This window comes from Rhizobium sp. NRK18, from assembly GCF_024385575.1.
Lineage (GTDB): Bacteria > Pseudomonadota > Alphaproteobacteria > Rhizobiales > Rhizobiaceae > JANFMV01.
The window spans coordinates 2,359,853-2,378,331 of sequence record NZ_JANFMV010000001.1 but is presented as its reverse complement, the minus strand read 5'-3'; the positions used below and the strand labels follow the sequence as shown (position 1 = coordinate 2,378,331).

The window sequence follows — 18,479 nt, the reverse complement described above, 5'->3', positions numbered from 1 at the left end:
ACCCCGACGGATAGGGGCCTGCGATCGCCCGCACCCGTCAGCGCCGGTTCCGCTCGCCAGGTTCGCTCCCCCGGCCTATCCACACGGAACGGGATGAGTATGGCACGGGTTTTGGGGAGGGGGATTTTGGGGGGTGAGCTGCGGTCGGCTTTGCCGATGAAACGATCCAGTGGATCGTTTCAAGCAGCGAACGCCCGGAGCCATGCGAAGGGCCGGGGATGGCGGCGGCTGTTCGCCTCTCCCTTCGCGGAAGAGGTTTCCGAACGAACACCCGAGTCTAGAAATTGTTGAAGTCGATTTCATTGAATAGAGACCTGGGCGCGACACCATACGAAGGCAGATAAGCATCGTTATAAAAAAGATAATGACTATATAATTCAGTAAAAGAAAATAATTAAATTATTAACGTAATTGTATAGTACCGTTTATCCAACGATCTCTTGGTACTTTTTATCAGATGGTGAACTTAAAAATTCATTCACAACATCCAACTTGTCTTTAAGTGGGCGCCATCTATTCTCGTTGTCAACCCGCTCTCGGGTCAAAAAATGATTATGTTGTAGTTTCTCTAGTAATTCATGAACTGTCATCGTTTGGTGGTTTTTTATTCCAGAAAGAATAGCCTTCTCAAGCCGACCCGTCATAGATTGTCGATAAGTTTTTTGAAAAATGGACGCCAAAAGTGATGCTTCTTCCGATAGATCGGATAGGAGGTATGAGTTTGTGTTGAATCTCTGAAAATGAAAATATTCAACGCTACAGTTGAAGAAGCCAAGTCCATTAAGTATTTTCTCATCGAATTTGGATTCTTCGCAATCTATATAAAGATTTCCGAATATACAATTTTCAAAGTTGGGCCGATTTGCGACTGATGTATTAATAGACATTTCAAATGTCTCAATATAACAGTTGGCAAATCGAAATTTAGAATAATTATATGAGTCTTCTGAAAAATTAAGATAATCAATGTGAAGATCATCAATGGTAAGGCTTTTGTTTGTGTACGGAAAGTTATTGTATATAAGACATGATATAAGATCGATCTGAGCATAGTTTTCAGTATTTTGTGAATTTATCTCAGATATAAAATATGGAATGTGATTTGCTTCATGGGATATCTTTGTTATCGTCCCGAGGCCTGACTCGCTTATAGTAGATTTTACACCAACGTAATTTTTTATGATATCGCGATTTGATGTTTGTATAAATTTTCCAAGGTAGCGACCGCTCGCTATGTCAACTAACTCCCTATTGATGAATCTCTTTTGCTGTATTTTGTTTAAGTCAGTGACGTTGTACAAATCGTTTAATGTAGAATTATTGTGCGATAAATTGACTGCATCTGTCGGAACAAGTCCTGGCATGCGCATTAGTTGTCCCAGAGCGCTTCCTGTGGGTTCATCCTTAAAGAGGTGTCTGTATGCGTTCACTATATCATTAAGGTCGATTGGCCCCGTTCCATCATTCCTCTTCCTGGCGGTGATGGCCAATTCGCCATACAGATCGAACAGGTCTTCTTTAATCATGGGTAGTGTATCAATCTGCTTTACCTCACGCTCGCAGAATCTATTTAACAGATGTAGCCATCCATTGCTGGAATCGGAGTAATCGGAAACTATTTCGGGGTTCTCTTGAAGCCACTCTATGAAATAGCCAATTAACAGCGGTGTCCTTGGTATCCATTGCGGTATGGTTATGTTGGTGCCCATCTGGCCCTGTAAGTTTTGAATCTGGTTTTCATCAAATTCAGTCGATTCCAACTGTTCCCATTTACTGCTGACGCCGATTGCATCTTCCATTTCCTGTAGGCTCTGGAAAAAGCCTGTTCGGCCGGAAATGAGTATAGGCGTGTCGGTTGGAGTGTTTTCTACAAAGCGCTTTACGATCTGCAGAGCCTGCTGCTTCAGGTCGCGTTGGCGCTTGACTTCCCTAGCTGTATTTCTTGGAGAAACTTCGTCAAATCCGTCGATAATTAGTGAAGTATAGTCAGCCTTCCAAGCCCCGATTAGTTTTTCGCCAAATTCAGATAGGCCTATGCGCCTAGCGTGTCGTCTCAGTGCTTCATCCGGGTGTTCCAATTCTGCAAAATCGCGCAGATTCAGATATATTGGAAATCTGAGTTCCTCATTACGTATATGACTTTGTACAATTTTATCATATAACAACTTCAGAAAGGTGCTTTTCCCTGATCCAAAGTCACCAGTAACAATAAAGTGTTTTTTATGTCCCTGCTTTATCCAATTGTATACTTTGTCTGCGTCTGCAAATTTTCCTGTATTTTTCAATATTTTGAATGGAGCATTAACAAATACATCAGTTTTGTCTTTTTTCTTGAGGGGGTCAAAGCTGCCAAATCTATGTTGTTGTCTCCTCTCAAGAAATAAATGGGTGTCAATTAACTTGGAAACAAGTTCTTTGTATGTAATGTGGGTTATGTGCGATCTATACTGTTTTATTAGCGAAAACTGTTCATGCGTCAGTGAGTCTCTTGTAATTGTCCAGCATCTTATACTCTTTTTCCCAGAGGTTTGCTTAGAGTAATAATTGTGTAGCCAATCTAATTTCTTGAGATCATGATCCAATTTTGATGCTTTTTGTGAAACTGTTATTTCTACACAATGTATGATGAACTCCCCTTCGTAATAAGCATCGAATTCAATATCGGAATCAATTTTGTAGTTATGTCTATGGCTAGTATAAGGAGAAAATACCTGATCTGTTATCTTCAGCGCGGCCGCTTCGAAGGTTTTTTCATCATATAGAGCCATGAATATTTCCTGCGTGGAAATTTAAGGTTGAACCGAGGCAATCATTGCCGTCCTGCGTTGTCAATAGGATTGTTCGGGCGCTGACAGTTAGTTCAGGGTGTGCGTTAACATTGATGAAGGGTTAGGGTGGAGTGTATTTCGATACCAAATGGACGAATTTCCGTTGCAACTCTCACGGACACCGATCACGCTCAGGAAATTCGTTGTGCCCTCACTTCACCACTGCAAAATACGCCGCCCATGCGCCGAACGACACGGCGAAACCGGCGATGAAGCCGACGAGGCCGCCTGTGATGCGGTGGCGGGGGTAGACCCAGGCGCCGATGGCGGTGCCGAGCAAGGTGCCGGGGGCGCAGGCAATCAGGACCATGAGGAGGAGATCGGTGGGGGAGAATATGCTGCCGATGTCTGACATGGCGTGCCTTTCGCTGCTGGTCCGTCGCTAAAGTGCCACGGATTCCCTGCGCGGACTATGCGGCATTTTCCTGACATTGTGAGGCGCGGTCCGCGCAGCGGAGCGATCGATCCAGTGAATCGATCCCATCGCCGAACGCCCGAAGCCACGCGAAGGGCTGGGCGCGCCTGGCGGCGGCTCCGGTGGCGGGATCCGGGCGCCGAATGCGGCGGGCTGGGCGGTGGGCCGGGCGCGGAAAGGACTCCGATTTGAACGGCTTGGCGGCGTTTCCGGAATCGGTTTGGCAGGGCGTTGAATCAGTTTGTGAAGAGCGGGGTGCCATCTCCCCCTTGGCGGGGGAGAATGGAATTTCAGCGTCTTAGCGCGAAGCGGTAAGTGCTTGAAATTCCAAGAGAGGGGGTAGGCTGGCAATTGTCATCCCCGGAGCTGCGCCTGAGCTCCGCGCGTTCGCGGCTTCAAACGGCTCTCAGGATCGGTTCATCGGCAAAGGCGGCCGCGTATCACCCCCTCACCAACAAAATCTAAGACTTGGCTGCGCCAAGGCCTTGATTTTGTATCCTCTCCCGCAAGGGGAGAGGTGGGGCACTCACCGCCCCGGGCGGCCGGTCTTGCCCTTGGTGCGGGACTTGCGCTTGACGTCGGCCGGGTCCTCGTAGGAGCCGGCGCCGACCTTGCCGCGGATGAGCGGCCGGGGGTCGTCCTTGTCCTGCCCGTCGGCAACCTTCCCCGTGAGGGGGGAGATCGATCTATCCGCCGGCTTCGGCGGGATCTTGCCGGTCACCGGCTTTTCGGTGCGGCCGACGGTCATTTCGTCGAGGGAGTTCTTGCGGAAGTAGGTGGCGGTGTCTCCTGACCCCTCCCCAACCCTCCCCACAGGGGGGAGGGAGTCCGTCGTGCGCGGGGCTGCCGCTCGCGCCCTGTCTCCCCCCTTGTGGGGGAGATGGCCCCCAGGGCCAGAGGGGGATTTCTCCACGCTCCGCGCCTCCTCGCGCGCCATGGGATCGTCCATCGAGGCGAGCTCGACGGCCTTGAGGCGCTTGATTTCGTCGCGCAGCCGCGCGGCGGTCTCGAAGTCGAGGTCGGCGGCGGCGTCGCGCATCTGCTTTTCCAGCGCGTTGAGGTGGGACTGCAGGTTGTTGCCGACCAGATGGCCGCTATCGGCAAAGCCCTTGCCCGAACCGCCGGAAATGTCGGCGCGCACATGGTCGCGCTCGTAGACCGAGTCGAGGATGTCGGAGATCTTCGCCTTGACCGATTCCGGCGTGATGCCGTGCTCCTCGTTGTAGGCGAGCTGCTTTTCGCGGCGGCGGGTGGTCTCTTCCATGGCGCGGGCCATGGAGCCGGTGATGTTGTCGGCGTAGAGGATGACCTTGCCGTCGACGTTTCGCGCCGCGCGGCCGATGGTCTGCACCAGCGAGGTTTCGGAGCGCAGAAACCCTTCCTTGTCGGCGTCGAGAATGGCGACGAAGCCGCATTCGGGAATGTCGAGGCCTTCGCGCAGCAGGTTGATGCCGACCAGCACGTCGAAAGCGCCGAGGCGGAGATCGCGGATGATCTCGATGCGCTCCAGCGTGTCGATGTCGGAATGCATGTAGCGCACGCGCACGCCCTGTTCGTGCAGGTATTCGGTGAGGTCTTCGGCCATGCGCTTGGTGAGCACGGTGACGAGCGTGCGGTAGCCCTTCTGCGCGGTCTCGCGGATCTCGCCGAGCACGTCGTCGACCTGGGTGCGGGCCGAGCGCACCTCGACCGGCGGGTCGATGAGGCCGGTCGGGCGGATGACCTGTTCGGCAAAGACGCCGCCGGACTGCTCGAGCTCCCACGAGCCGGGGGTGGCCGAGACGGCGATGGTGTCCGGCCGCATGGCGTCCCATTCCTCGAAACGCAGCGGGCGGTTGTCCATGCAGGAGGGCAGGCGGAAGCCGTATTCGGCCAGCGTCGCCTTGCGCCGGAAGTCGCCGCGATACATGCCGCCGATCTGCGGAATGGTGACGTGGCTCTCGTCGATGAAGATCAGCGCGTTGTCGGGGATGTATTCGAAGAGGGTGGGCGGCGGCTCGCCGGGATTGCGGCCGGTCAGATAGCGCGAATAGTTCTCGATGCCCTGGCAGACGCCGGTCGCCTCCAGCATCTCGATGTCGTAGCGGGTGCGCTGCTCGAGCCGCTGGGCTTCCAGAAGGCGGCCGGCCTTTTCCAGCTCGGCGAGGCGGCCCTTGAGCTCCTCCTTGATCGACTTGACGGCCTGGTTCAGCGTCGGGCGCGGCGTCACATAGTGCGAATTGGCGTAGATCTTCACCGATTTCAGGTCGCCGGTCTTCTTGCCGGTCAGCGGATCGAATTCTGTGATCTGCTCGACCTCGTCGCCGAACATGGAAATGCGCCAGGCGGCATCCTCCAGGTGGGCCGGGAAGATTTCGATGGTATCACCGCGCACGCGAAAGGAGCCGCGCTGGAAATCCATATCGCGGCGCTTGTACTGCTGGGCGACGAGATCGGCGAGAAGCTGGCGCTGGTCGATGCGGTCGCCGAGCTGGATCTGGAAGGTCATTGCCGTATAGGTCTCGACCGAGCCGATACCGTAGATGCAGGAGACCGAGGCGACGATGATGACGTCGTCGCGCTCCAGCACGGCGCGGGTGGCGGCGTGGCGCATGCGGTCGATCTGCTCGTTGATCGACGATTCCTTCTCGATGAAGGTGTCGGTGCGCGGCACATAGGCTTCCGGCTGATAGTAGTCGTAATAGGAGACGAAATACTCGACCGCATTGTGCGGGAAGAAGTTCTTGAACTCCGAATAGAGCTGCGCGGCGAGCGTCTTGTTGGGCGCCAGGATGAGGGCCGGGCGCTGGGTGGCCTCGATCACCTTGGCCATGGTGAAGGTCTTGCCCGAGCCGGTGACGCCGAGGAGCACCTGCGACCGTTCGCCGGTCTCCAGCCCCTCGACGAGATCCTTGATCGCCGTCGGCTGGTCGCCGGCCGGCTGGTATTCGCTGACCATCTCGATGGCGATGCCGCCCTCGGATTTCTCCGGCCGTGCCGGCCGGTGCGGCGTCCACAGCTTGCCGTCCTTGAACAGCGGATTGCCGCTCTCGATCAGCTTGGACAGCGCCTCGACGGTGGCGGTGACGCCGGAATTGGAGAGCGCGGCGGCATCCTCTAGCGACACGTCGAGACCGGCGACCGGATTGAGACCGGCGGCGGCGCGCGTCTTCGGGTCGGAGGACGCGCCGATGGAGACGCCGCGCGAGGTCTTCGCGACGGTGGCGTTCTTGTTGGCGCTGGCCGTCTTATTCGCTTCGACCTTCTCGGCGTGCTTGCGGGCCTCGTTCTCGACCTTCTTGCGGTGCTTGCCGGCCTTCGACGCGATCTCGCGCTGGCTCTCGACGGCCGCCGCCTCGGCTTCCGCCTCCAGCTGCCGCACCCAGTCGGACACGTCGCCTGTGAGCGGTGCGCCCTCAAAGGAGGATTGCGGCGCCTCTTCAAAACCGGAGGGCGGAGCGGATTTTTTCGGTGATCTGGCCATGGCCGGAATATGGAGGCAGCCGGGTGAAAAGGAAAGGGGCGGGGAAGTACAAAATGGCAACAGGCATGGCGCTGCTGACAGAAACTGTCACCCGGTTTTGTCAAGCGCGCCGGCATCTTGCGCCCGCCCGCGTCTTGCATTCCCATCGGGTGGTGAAATACTGGCCGCGGACCCGGCGAAAGAGGGAATCGGCTACGGTCCGGGGGATGACGCATGAACCTTCTGGGGCAACCCGGGCGCACGCTGAACCGCATCATCGCGTTCAACCTTCTGGTCGTCGCGGTGGCGACGCTCGCCTACATGCATGCCGGCTGGAGCTTCGTCGATGCCTCTTACATGGTGCTCTTGACGGTCTACACCGTCGGCTACGGCGAGGTGCACCCGATCGACACCTCCTACCTGCACACCATCACCATCCTGACCATGATCTTCGGCTGCACCGGCACCATCCTCTTGACCGGTGCGCTGGTGCAGTTCCTGACCATCAGCCAGTTGCAGCAGATTTTCGGAGGAAAGCGCATGCAAACGGAAATCGACAAGCTCCGCGACCACGTCATCATCGTCGGCTTCGGGCGCATCGGCCTGATGCTCGCCAAGGAGCTGAAGACTGCCGGGCGAAAGTTCGTCATCCTCGAGGTCGACGAACACCGGGCGGAGGCCGTGCGCGAACTCGGGCATCTGTGCATGGTCGGCGACGGCACCAGCGAGGAGACGCTGAAGAGCGCCGGCATAGAGCGGGCGCGCACGCTCGCCTGCGTGTTGCCGGACGATGCCGCCAACGTCTTCATCACGCTGTCGGCCCGCAGCCTCAATCCGGCAATCGAGATCATCGCCCGCGGCGAGGTGCCGTCGACGGAAAACAAGCTCAAGCAGGCCGGCGCCGACAAGGTGGTGCTGCCGGCCCATATCGGCGCCGAGCGCATCGCCGAGATGATCCTCTATCCGCAGACCTCGCGCTTCCTGCGCTCGAGCATCGAGATGCAGGAACTCGACCATTCGCTGCACGGCCTGGGGCTGGAAATGGAAGTGGTGGTGGTGCCGCACGACAGCGCCGCCGACGGCATCACCGTCGAGACGGTCGAGCGGCGGGCCAACGGCCAGTTCTTCGTCGTGCAGATCAACCGCCGCGACGGCGACGCCGTGACCGCCCCGGCGCCGGCGACAAAACTCTTCGGCGGCGACGGCATGGTCATCATCGGCCGCAGCGGCTCGGCGGCGCGGGCGCTGTTCGAGGCCGAGGCGCAGGCGGGTGAGGGGTAGGGGGTAGGACGCGGTGCCGGCGGCGAGGTCTCTCAGCGATGCGGCAGGAGACAGGGTCCGTCCCCTCTCCCTGCTCGCGGGGAGAGGGCCAGGGTGGGGGGCAAGGCCGCACGAAGTGAGGGTATTTTTGGCGGAGGCCAGCGGCGGCTTGACAGACGACGCCTCCTATCTGCCCCTCATCCACCCTGCCGGGCACCTTCTCCCCGCAAGCGGGGAGAAGGGGACGTTCCGCAATCGCGGTGCCAGCTTTCATCGGTTTTGCGCCGCACTCAGACCCAAAGCCCGTTCTGCGCGGTGGGTTCGTTGCCGGCGTGGCCAGTGTTCAGCATGACGCAGCGGATCGGTGGCGGGGCATCTCAGCAACGCGGCAGGAAACGGGTGATGCCGTCCCCTCTCCCTGCTTGCGGGGAGAGGGTCAGGGTGAGGGGCAAGGCCGCACGAAGTGAGGGTATTTTTGGCGAAGGCCAGCGGCGGCTTGATGTATGGCGGCTGCCGCCAAGCCCCTCATCCGCCCTGCCGGGCACCTTCTCCCTGCAGGCTGGGAGAAGGGATGGTCCGACATTGTTATTTCGACCCGAAAAGGGGAGAAGGCAAAGGTCGGCTAAGAAAGGGGCGTTGCGCCGCTCTCGATATGCACCAGTCGTTCAGTCAATCAAGGCCGGCCTTTCACAGGTGACAAGGGTAATGATGATGGTTTAGCAGGCTCCGGCATGTTGAGCTCCGTAGGTGGCCTGACTTTTAGTGTATTTATCACCAGAATTTGCGGAAAGCTGCTGAACGAGGCCCTTGCACGAAAATCCCATCATTTGCAGATACTGCTTCGCAGACCGTACCGCCTGCTCATTCCAATCGATGGACAGGCTATCCACTGCAGCTGTAGCGTCGGCAACGTCATACTGATCTCCGTAGGATGACGACAGCTGCTCGATAAGACCCGCTCGGGAAAATCCCGTCATGCTTAGGTAATTCATAGCTGATCTAGCGGCATTTTGCTGTGGGCCGGTTAAATCTTCTGCGGACGCAATTGAAGTTCCCATGAGGGCTATCCAGAAAATAATCTTGCCAATATGGTTGCACATCATTGTCACATGCCTCTCTCTGATCTTTGCAGGTCTCAGGATCGTACGTGCTCCCATGATGATCAAGTATTATTCCCGCTGAAATTCCTAAGACTGCCAGAAGCTCAAATTCTGCCGTCAAGCTATTATTGGCATGTTGGACAGTGCCAGTATGTCCTGTGCCCAGCCCCTCATCCGCCCTGCCGGGCACCTTCTCCCCGCTGGCGGGGAGAAGGTGAGGCGGCGCAAGCGTCTTGCCATCTGTCGTCGGTTTTGCGCCGCACTCACACCCAAAGATCGTTCTGCGCGGTGCGTTCGCCGCCGGCGTGCCCGGTGTTGAGCGTGCCGCGCGGTTCGATCAGCAGCATGTGGACCTCTTCCGCCGCATAGGGCTTGTGCTCCATCCCCTTCGGCACGACGAACATCTGTCCCGGCTCGACCGTCGCCGCGCCGTCGCGGAAGTCGATCTGCAAGCTGCCCTTGAGGACGATGAAGGTCTCGTCGGTTTCGGGATGGTCGTGCCAGACGAAATCGCCTTCGATGCGTACGATCTTGAACTGGTAGTCGTTCATTTCGGCAATGACGCGCGGTTGCCAGAGGTCCGTCAGTTTGACGATCTTGTCTGCGAATGTGATTGCCTCCTAGGTCTTGTTCATGTGGCCGTTGCTCCGATGTCGATACGGGCAGGCTAGCGGACTGCCGCTCGTCCATCTTGAACGTTCGTGCAAGCGGGGAGAAGGAGAGACCCCGCCATCGTCAAACCGCCAAATCCCGGCTATACTCTCCGTTGCAATCTCGCGCGGTCCACAACGGGGGTGGGACATGGTTGCTTACTGGCGTCTGAAACATGCGTTTCGCGATCTGCCGGAGCCGGAGCGGGGGCTTCGGCTCAAAGGGGCGATCGAGGGGCTGGCGCGGCTTCGGGCGTCGCTGCTCGAAAAGATCCCGGAACGCAAGGTCGGCAAGACGCTGTTGCTCGGCACCTGGAACATCCGCAATTTCGACGACAACCGCTTCGGTCACGGGCCGCGCCATCCCGAAAGCTTCTTCTATCTGGCCGAGATCATCTCCGCCTTCGACATTCTGGCGGTGCAGGAGATCTGCGCCGATCTTACGCCCTTCGAGCGGCTGATGGATACGCTCGGGCCGGCCTATGATTTCATCATGACAGATGTGACGCTCGGCCCCGGCGGCAACCGCGAGCGGCTGGCCTTCGTCTTCGACCGCAACAAGGTGCGCTTCAGCGGCATAGCGGGTGAACTGGTGCTGCCCTTCGACGACCAGATTTCCGACGGCACGAAGCAGCGGCAGTTCGCCCGCACGCCGTTCTCCTGCACCTTCCAGGCCGGCTGGTTCAAGTTCGCCTTCGCCACCGTGCATATCTATTTCGGCGACGACGCGCCGAACTCGCCGCAGTTCGAACGGCGCGTGAAGGAGATCGACGCGGTCGCCAAGTTCATCGCGGGACAGGCGAAGGCGGATACGGAGCGCGCCCATATCCTCGTCGGCGATTTCAACATCGAGGGCTACAAGGACCGGACCTTCGACGCCTTGGAAAAGCATGGCTTCGAGGTTTTCCGCAACAAGATCGGCTCCAACACCGACGAGACCAAGTTCTACGACCAGATCTCCTTCATGCCCGATCCGAAACGGGTGATGCTGGCCGACCCGGCATCGGAGAAGGCGCATGGCGTCTTCAACCCGTTCATCTCGGTGTTCCGACCGGAGGATTTTGCGCTGTTCGACGAGGTGATCATCGACCTGACCGAACGCCGCAAGGCCGAGGCACAGGCGGAGATCACCGCGCTCACGGAAAAGCTCGAGAAGCCGGACCTGAGCGCCAGCGCCCGCAAGCGCGCCGAAGGGCAGAGGAAGACAGCCGAAAATGCGCTCGCCTTGCAGGAGGCGCGGCTGGCCGATGCCGCGCTGCGCGAGGATTATTACCTCGAGGAATGGCGGACCTTCCAGATCAGCGATCATTTCCCGCTTTTCGTCGAACTGGATATCGACTTCGCCGACGAATATCTGGCCGGGCTGGCCGGGGCGGGTTAGCGACGCACCACCCGGCAGCCGATGGTGGAATCGTACCACATGCGCCCGCGCCAGAAGAGGAGCGGGCCGAGCCACCAGATCAGGCAGAGCAGGCCAAGGGCCGCAAGTACGATGCTGAAGAGGCTGATCTCGACCGGAACCGCCAATGCGCGCGCCGCCGCGACGAGGCCGGCGACGGTATCCGGCTTCCCGGAGGCGGCAAGAAACAACGCGCCGAAGGAAATCGCGATGATACCCAGATAGGGCCAGAACTTGACCAGTTCCCGGGCAATGGCGGTCGTCACGTCCGGATGGTTGTCGAACATGTATTTGCCGTTCTCGATCACCTTGACGCGCATCAGGCGCTTGCCAGGCGTTCGGCCGCTGAAACCGGTGAAAAGGCCAATGACGACGGGTAGGAGAAACGGCGGAAGATAGGTGACGAACGCTCCCACCAACGGGTTCGGGAAGGCCGGCTGGCCGTTGGGCATGATGAAAACGGACAGGGTGCGGGTCTGGACGATGCCGTCTTCCGTCCGGGTCGTGCCGCTGTGCAGTATGCGCCGTGGCGGAGCGAGAACGCCGTTCATGCTGCAGACGGTGTGAAACCGGGTTTCTCCCTCGGCCAATGGCCAGAGCTCCTCGATCGTACGGGTGAGCGGCTCCCCTACGTTGGCGGGTTCGCAATGATTGCCCCAAGGAATAAGGGCATTGTTGTAGAAATGCACGGCTGGAACGGCAAAGCCCAGGATATAGAATAAAATACTGGCCACAGCACCCCACAGCATGCCGTCTACGAGGAAGGCGAAGAAGCGGCGGAACGCCAGACGTGGCGGCATGAAATCCTGATCGAAAGACATAGGGCGGGGAGACTCCGGCGGGTGATGTCCATGCGACCATGGCGCAACCGCAGCGGGTAATCAAGTGTCGGTTCTTGCGGTCTGGCGTTGTGAAAACATTCATCATTATCGCGTTTCGAGGTCGGGCAAGACGCGCCGTCGCATGCGTGTCAGGTGGTCGCGAGCCTCACATTGCGCTTGCCGGAATTTGCCGCCGTGCTATTTGCTTGCCGGCACATTCCTCAAGTCCCCGGAGCCCCGCAATGGCATTCAGCTTCTCCCCGGCCTATCTCTGGCCGATCCTCATGTTGTGCGCGTCGAACGTCTTCATGACCTTTGCCTGGTACGGCCATCTGAAATTTCGCGGTGCGCCGCTCTATATCGTCATCCTGGTGAGCTGGGGGATTGCCTTCTTCGAATACTGCCTGGCGGTGCCGGCCAACCGCATCGGCTCCTACGCCTATTCGCCGGCGCAGCTGAAAACGATCCAGGAAGTGATCACGCTGACCGTCTTCTCCGGCTTCTCCTATTTCTGGCTGAAGGAAAGCCTCACCTGGAACCACGCCATCGGCTTCGCGCTGATCGCGATCGGTTCGGGCTTCGTGTTCAAGGGGTAGGGCGGAAAACCGGTTCAGCCGCGCCCTGCCACATGCGCGGCAAAACCGGCAAGGAAACCCTTGAGCTGCTCGGCGATCTTCTCGTCTGAAAGCCTGCCGTCGGCATCGAACACGCCGCCGGCGCGCGAGACGAGGAGGCGACCGCCCGACCAGTGTTCCGCGCCGAGCGTGTGCAGGACCGGCAGCCAGGCGTTCTGCGAGAGGATGGTGCCGAAGCCGCCGGGCGAGGCGCCGATGATCGCGGTCGGTTTGCCCCTGAAGACGCGAGCGATATCGGCAGGCGGGCGCGACAGCCAGTCGATCGCGTTCTTGAAGACGCCCGGCATCGAATTGTTGTATTCCGGCGTCACCATCAGGAGACCGTCGGCGGCGGCGATCTGGTCTTTCAGCGTCGCGACGGCGTCGGGAATGCCGTGCTCGGCCTCGAGATCGGCGTCATAGAGCGGAATGCCGCGGATCGTGCCGACCTCCAGCGTCGCCCCCTCCGGCATCAGGCCGGTGGCGGCGGCCAGCAGTGCCGCGTTGAACGAGCCCTTGCGCAGGCTTCCTGAAACGCCAATCAGCTTTACCATTCCGATCTCCTTCTGCCGTTTTCCGGCGGTTGCGACGCACCGCACGACAAGGAATACCGGCTGAGGCGGCGGCGTCAACGGCTGTCGTTTTTCCGGCCGTTGGCGCGTCGGCGGAGCGTGGTGTCGCGGCCATTTTGTCGCAGTCGGTTGCCGGCCCACCAAATCGCCCCAATTGCTGATTGTTTCCTCCCGGAAACGCGGCCCGTCGCCCGACTGACCTCCGCCCGTCACACCTCCGAAGGCGAGCCGGCACCCGCCGCCACATTGTTTCAGATTTTTAATCCATGCCCCAGTGGCGGCATCCGGAGCTCAAGCTTCGGTGTGCCGGTCGCAACAGGAGGAGTTTTGCCATGTCCATTTTGGAGTCCCTCAGGGCGCTGAACCCGCAGCAGCGCCGAACCGTCATCGCCAGCTTTCTCGGCTGGACGCTGGACGCGTTCGATTTCTTCATCCTCGTTTTCGTCATCAAGCACATTGCCGATGAATTCCACACCAGCGTTCCGGATGTGTCGATCGCGATCTTCCTGACGCTCGCCATGCGGCCGCTCGGCGCACTGTTGTTCGGGCTTGCCTCCGACCGCTTCGGGCGGCGGGCGACGCTGATGGCGGACGTGGCGCTCTATTCGCTGTTCGAACTCCTGTCCGGCTTCTCCACGGGGCTGACCATGTTCATCGTGCTGCGCATGCTCTACGGCGTCGCCATGGGCGGCGAATGGGGCGTCGGCGCATCGCTGACGATGGAGACCGTGCCGGAAGAATCGCGCGGCGTCGTCTCCGGCCTGCTGCAGGCGGGCTATCCGACCGGCTACCTGCTCGCCTCGCTGGTGTTCTTCTTCCTGTTCCCGATCGTCGGCTGGCGCGGCATGTTCTTCGTCGGCGCGCTGCCGGCGCTGCTGGTGCTCTACATCCGCCGCAACGTCGAGGAATCGCCGGCCTTCGTGGCGCAGCAGAAGCGCGGCCGCGAGCCGTTCCTGACCGTTCTGAAGCGCAACGTGCCGCTGTTCGTCTGGGCCGTGTTCCTGATGACCGCCTTCAATTTCTTAAGCCACGGCACGCAGGACATCTATCCGACCTTCCTCGAAACCCAGCGTGGCTATGACAGCTACACGGTCGGCGCCATTGCCATCGTCTACAATATCGGCGCCATCATCGGCGGGATCGTCTTCGGCGCCTTCTCGCAGAAGATCGGCCGCAAGCGGGCGATCGTGCTTGCCGCCATCCTCGCCATTCCGGCATCCTGGCTCTGGGCCTATGCACCCAATGCCGTGCTGCTTGCCGTCGGAGCCTTCATCATGCAGTTCTTCGTCCAGGGCGCCTGGGGCGTTATCCCGGTTCACCTGAACGAACTGTCGCCGGACGAGGTTCGCGGCACGTTCCCCGGCTTCGCCTATCAGCTCGGCAATCTGCTCGCCTCCGGCAACGCGACGCTGCAGACAGGCCTTGCCGCCCATTGGAACGGCGACTATGCGCTGGCGCTGATCGTCGTCGCCGTCGTGGTGGCTGTTGCTGTCGCGCTGCTGGCAGGCTTCGGCTACGAGAAGCACAACGTCGCCTTCGGCGAACCCCGCCCGGTGCCGGGCCCGGCTCCTGATATCGGGCATGCCGCCCGGAGTTGAAGCGTCGATTGAAAGGAAAATGCAGCGGGAGCGCCCATGGCCTCCCGCTGTTTTCGTGTCCTGGTGGGGCGGGGGCGCCTCTCTGTTCGGGCGATCAGGTCTTGGCGAAAGGATGGTGCGCGGACGTGCTCTGGTCGAGCCAGCCCTCGATGTCCTCGATCCGCATGGGCTTGCCGTAAAGATAGCCTTGGGCAAGGCGGCAGCCGAGCAGCCGCAGCGTTTCCGCATCCTCAACGGTCTCGACGCCTTCCGTCAGGACATCGATGTCGAGCGCCCGGCCGGCACTGATCAGCGCGGTTACCAGTGCCTGATTGTGGCGATTGGTGGTGATGCCGTGGACGAAGGAGCGATCGATCTTCAGGACGTCGATCTTGAAGTCGAGGAGATAGGCGAAGGAGGAGTGACCCATGCCGAAATCGTCGACGGCGAGCTTGAAGCCGGCCTGGTCGAGCGCCTTCAGCTCGGCTTCGCTGGACTTCGTGTCGAGCAGCGCCTCTTCCGTGATCTCCACCTCGATGCGCGAGGCACGCACGCCATGGCGTGCAATCGTCTCGGTCAGCAGCGCCGACGGCGAGTAGCTGGCGAATTCGCGCGGTGACAGGTTGACGGCAACGGTCGCGTGCGGAAGACCGCGACGGTCGAGAAGGGCGACAAGCCGGCAGGCCTCGTTGGCCATCAGGCCGGTCAGCGCCCGCGAGTGATGGACGACGTTTGCCGCGTCGACGATCTCGGCCGGCTTGACTTCGCCGAGCGTCGGGCTGGTCCACCGCACCAGTGCCTCGAAGCCGATGACTTCACCGGTGCCGATGACCACCTGAGGCTGGAAGACGGCGCGGATCTCGCCGCTGGAAATCGCCTGTTCGAGGCTGGATTCGATCAGCCGTTCGCGCTGGACGCGGTTGCACAGCGTATCGTTGAAGGACACGACCCGACGGCGACCGAGCGCCTTGGCCTCGTAGAGTGCCATGTCGGCAAAGGTGAAGAGGTCCGAAGCATTCGAGGCATGCTCGGGATAGTGGGCGATGCCGACGCTGGTGCCGATGGTCGCGCGACGCCCGGCAATGGTGACGGGGTCGGCAGCGCGGCTGACGATTGCCTCGGCAACCTGCCGCGCCCGGCCTGGCGCATCCGGGCCGGCGATCACGATGGCGAATTCATCGCCGCCCAACCGGCCGACCAGATCGTCCGGCGTGACGCACTCCATGATCCGTTCGCTGAATTCGATGAGCACCCGGTCTCCGGCATGGTGCCCGTAGATGTCGTTGATCGACTTGAAGCGATCGAGGTCGAGCACCAGCACAGCCAGTTTGCATCGATTGTCCTGGCACGCCTCCACCATCTGTTTCAGGCGGTCGTGAAACACGGAGCGATTGACCAGGCCTGTCAGCGGATCGCGGTTTGCAAGAACCTCGAGCCTGCCGTTCTTGCTCTGGATCTCCCGGTTGGCCTGCGACAGGGATCGGGCAAGGGAGGTTGCCGTCAGCGCCGCGTTCTGGGCCGCGACATAGGCGGCCTCGCTCTTCAGGCTGGCGCGGGTCATCAACATCAGCAGCATGGAGGCGTTGATGCCGACGACGGTCTGCAGCATGTCTCCGGCCTGGAGGAAGGTGAAGACGGTTGCCAGCAGCACGGGTCCGAAAAAGGCGATGGCGTGGCGTGCATAGGCTGTGCTCTGGATCATCGCACCCGCTGCCACGCCGGTGATGATGAAGAAGATCTGGCCGTGATAGGTGCCGCTCGCGGCGTCATGGAAGAAGAGCGGAATACCCGCCCAGCACAGTCCCGAAGCGAGGGCGCCGGCGACCAGGGCCCGCAGCACGCGATCCGGATCGCGGCGCATCAGCTTGTAGCGTTTGCACGCCTGAAGGAATGCATATCTGGCGCCGTTGATGAAAACGACGCAGCCGAGCCAACTGGCGATTTTCCAGTCGTCTGCCGCGCCATGAAGCACCAGTCCCAGAGAGATGGCGATGAAGCCATTCACCGCCAGCGTGAGATACATGTTGCTTGCAATAGATTCGGCCTGTGCGGTTCTCAGTTTGCGCCGCAGATCTTCCGCTTTTGCCATGTTGGATTTGTTGCCCGATTCAAACGCGTCGCATCGTACAAACCGCGCCGGAGCCTGATTGCAGCGATTGGATGCAGTCAAAAATTGTAGGGGCCGATTCACAACAGAATATTAACATTTGGCGGGTCTCCCCAGATGTTGGGATGCCGAAGGCAGGCGACCGGCTTCAATTTTGTCGCATTTGTCGGCGACCATAAACGTGTGTGGGGCATTTTCCGTCAATCGGGAGGCGAGCAGTGCCCTTGGAATTTTCGACAATTGCATCCATGCGCTTTGGCTTCGGCCGGTCGGCGACGACGCCGGTAACCGCCAATGCCGACCAGCTGATGGCGGAACTGCAGACCGCCGCCGGCGAGCCGCCACTGTTCATGCCGTCAATCGAAGCGTACCGGTCGCAGGCCCTTGACGCAGCTGCCGAGATGGCCGATCTCCAGCGTGCGGCCAAGGACGATCCGACGCAGCGCGCGGCCGTCCGGGATTATCGCAGGACGTTGGTGCGGGCCGGGCGCAAGACGCTGTCGCAACGGCTGTTGCAGCCGGTCGTCTCGCCGAACGCCTTTTACGAACGGCTGGTCGCGTTCTGGTTCGACCATTTTTCCGTCAGCACGGCCAAGAACCTGATGACGGCGGCCATGGTGCCTTTGTTCGAGGCGGAAGCGATCCGGCCGAACGTCGCCGGCGACTTCGTGACCCTGCTGACGGCGGCGGTGACGCATCCCGCCATGCTCTTCTATCTCGACCAGGCGACATCGGTCGGTCCGGATTCACTGGCTGTGGCCGATGGCAAGGGCAAGCGCGGCATCAACGAGAACCTTGGCCGCGAGATGATCGAACTGCATACGCTCGGCGCCCATAGCGGCTACACCCAGACGGATGTGCGCCAGGCGGCCATGGTGCTGACAGGGCTGACCGTCGACCGGAAGGCGATGGAGGCCGTCTATCGTCCGCGGCTGGCCCAGCCGGGCGACTTTACCGTACTCGATCGTGACTATGGCGGCAAGAAACGCCAGATGGCCGACACGACGAACCTTCTGGCCGATCTCGCCGCCGATCCGCGCACCCGCCACCACATCTGCCTGAAGCTCGCCAGCCATTTTGTCGCCGACGATCCGCCGCAGTCCCTGGTCGGTGACATGGAGGCCGCATGGGAGAAAAGCGACGGAGACCTGAGCGAAGTCTACAAGGTGCTGCTGACCCATCCCGATCAGCTGAAGGCGCCGCTGACCAAGGCCAAGCGGCCGTTCGAATTCGTCGTCTCGGGACTGAGGGCGCTCGACGTCGCCGCGTCGCCGCTGATGGCCGGGATGACCGACGAGGACGGCGCGGAGGCGATGGGCGGCAACGACATGTCGATGATGGCGCCGCAGCCGACCGGAAAGGATGACGTCAAACGCCGGCGCCGGCTGCGCAACCTGACGGTGGCGGCCATCAACCGCATGGGCCAGCCGATCTGGAACCCGTCGAGCCCGGCCGGCTTCGGCGACCGCGCCGAGGAATGGATCAACGCCTCGCAGCTGACCGAGCGCATCGCCTGGTGTCGCAACGCCGTACAGCTGTTCGGGGGCGACCGGGATCCGCGTGCCTTCGTCGATGCGGTGCTGGCGGATGCTGCCGGCGACAACACCCGCAAGGTCGTCTCGCAGGCGCCAAGCCGGCCTTATGGCCTGACGCTGGTGCTTGCGTCCCCCGAATTCAACCGTCGCTAGGAAGAC

13 protein-coding genes are annotated in these 18,479 nt (G+C 60.1%); 5 read left to right on the top strand and 8 right to left on the bottom strand.

The genetic code is table 11. The annotated features are described in order from the left end of the window. Positions 1 to 425: 425 nt before the first annotated feature. From NN662_RS11070 to uvrB, 3 genes are all read right to left on the bottom strand, one after another. Complete coding sequence (locus tag NN662_RS11070; RefSeq protein WP_261930315.1) at positions 426 to 2,768, bottom strand: NACHT domain-containing protein; 2,343 nt, start codon at positions 2,766 to 2,768, stop codon at positions 426 to 428. A 211-nt stretch (positions 2,769 to 2,979) separates the two neighbouring features. Further along, entirely contained in the window at positions 2,980 to 3,183 is a 204-nt protein-coding gene (locus NN662_RS11065; RefSeq protein WP_261930314.1) for a hypothetical protein, read from the bottom strand. A 586-nt stretch (positions 3,184 to 3,769) separates the two neighbouring features. Next, the gene (gene uvrB, locus NN662_RS11060) at positions 3,770 to 6,706 is read right to left on the bottom strand and encodes an excinuclease ABC subunit UvrB (RefSeq protein ID WP_261930313.1); all 2,937 of its coding nucleotides are present in this window, start codon (positions 6,704 to 6,706) and stop codon (positions 3,770 to 3,772) included. A gap of 213 nt (positions 6,707 to 6,919) precedes the next feature. On the opposite strand from uvrB, the gene NN662_RS11055 reads away from it, so the two are divergent. After that, positions 6,920 to 7,966: a potassium channel family protein gene (locus NN662_RS11055; protein ID WP_261930312.1), complete on the top strand. Its 1,047-nt coding sequence runs from the start codon at positions 6,920 to 6,922 to the stop codon at positions 7,964 to 7,966. Between the two features lie 695 nt (positions 7,967 to 8,661). Here NN662_RS11055 and NN662_RS11050 read toward each other — a convergent pair. Together NN662_RS11050 and NN662_RS11045 are read right to left on the bottom strand one after the other, a co-directional pair. Further along, on the bottom strand, positions 8,662 to 9,102 hold the full coding sequence (locus tag NN662_RS11050) for an Ltp family lipoprotein (RefSeq protein WP_261931942.1): 441 nt from the start codon (positions 9,100 to 9,102) through the stop codon (positions 8,662 to 8,664). Positions 9,103 to 9,308: 206 nt separating this feature from the next. Then, the gene (locus tag NN662_RS11045; RefSeq protein ID WP_261931941.1) at positions 9,309 to 9,659 is read right to left on the bottom strand and encodes a cupin domain-containing protein; all 351 of its coding nucleotides are present in this window, start codon (positions 9,657 to 9,659) and stop codon (positions 9,309 to 9,311) included. 187 nt (positions 9,660 to 9,846) lie between these two features. Here NN662_RS11045 and NN662_RS11040 point away from each other — a divergent pair, with 187 nt between their 5' ends. Beyond that, positions 9,847 to 11,076, top strand: a complete 1,230-nt coding sequence (locus tag NN662_RS11040; protein WP_261930311.1) for an endonuclease/exonuclease/phosphatase family protein — start codon at positions 9,847 to 9,849, stop codon at positions 11,074 to 11,076. Here the strand turns inward: NN662_RS11040 and NN662_RS11035 are convergent. After that, positions 11,073 to 11,915: an RDD family protein gene (locus NN662_RS11035; RefSeq protein WP_261930310.1), complete on the bottom strand. Its 843-nt coding sequence runs from the start codon at positions 11,913 to 11,915 to the stop codon at positions 11,073 to 11,075. The two genes, NN662_RS11040 and NN662_RS11035, sit on opposite strands and share 4 nt — an antisense overlap. 242 nt (positions 11,916 to 12,157) lie before the next feature. Between NN662_RS11035 and NN662_RS11030 the strand changes: the two genes are divergently transcribed. Then, on the top strand, positions 12,158 to 12,511 hold the full coding sequence (locus NN662_RS11030) for a DMT family protein (RefSeq protein WP_261930309.1): 354 nt from the start codon (positions 12,158 to 12,160) through the stop codon (positions 12,509 to 12,511). 14 nt (positions 12,512 to 12,525) lie between these two features. On the opposite strand, the gene NN662_RS11025 is transcribed toward NN662_RS11030, so the two are convergent. Beyond that, positions 12,526 to 13,083, bottom strand: coding sequence for an NADPH-dependent FMN reductase (locus NN662_RS11025; RefSeq protein ID WP_261930308.1), 558 nt, complete (start codon positions 13,081 to 13,083; stop codon positions 12,526 to 12,528). Positions 13,084 to 13,433: 350 nt separating this feature from the next. Here NN662_RS11025 and NN662_RS11020 point away from each other — a divergent pair, with 350 nt between their 5' ends. After that, a complete protein-coding gene (locus NN662_RS11020) occupies positions 13,434 to 14,699 on the top strand; it encodes an MFS transporter (protein ID WP_261930307.1) in 1,266 nt (421 codons plus the stop codon). A gap of 94 nt (positions 14,700 to 14,793) precedes the next feature. Here the strand turns inward: NN662_RS11020 and NN662_RS11015 are convergent, their stop codons facing one another. Then, the gene (locus NN662_RS11015; protein WP_261930306.1) at positions 14,794 to 16,767 is read right to left on the bottom strand and encodes a putative bifunctional diguanylate cyclase/phosphodiesterase; all 1,974 of its coding nucleotides are present in this window, start codon (positions 16,765 to 16,767) and stop codon (positions 14,794 to 14,796) included. Between the two features lie 236 nt (positions 16,768 to 17,003). On the opposite strand from NN662_RS11015, the gene NN662_RS11010 reads away from it, so the two are divergent. Beyond that, the gene (locus tag NN662_RS11010; RefSeq protein ID WP_261930305.1) at positions 17,004 to 18,473 is read left to right on the top strand and encodes a DUF1800 family protein; all 1,470 of its coding nucleotides are present in this window, start codon (positions 17,004 to 17,006) and stop codon (positions 18,471 to 18,473) included. The last annotated feature ends 6 nt before the right edge of the window (positions 18,474 to 18,479 follow it).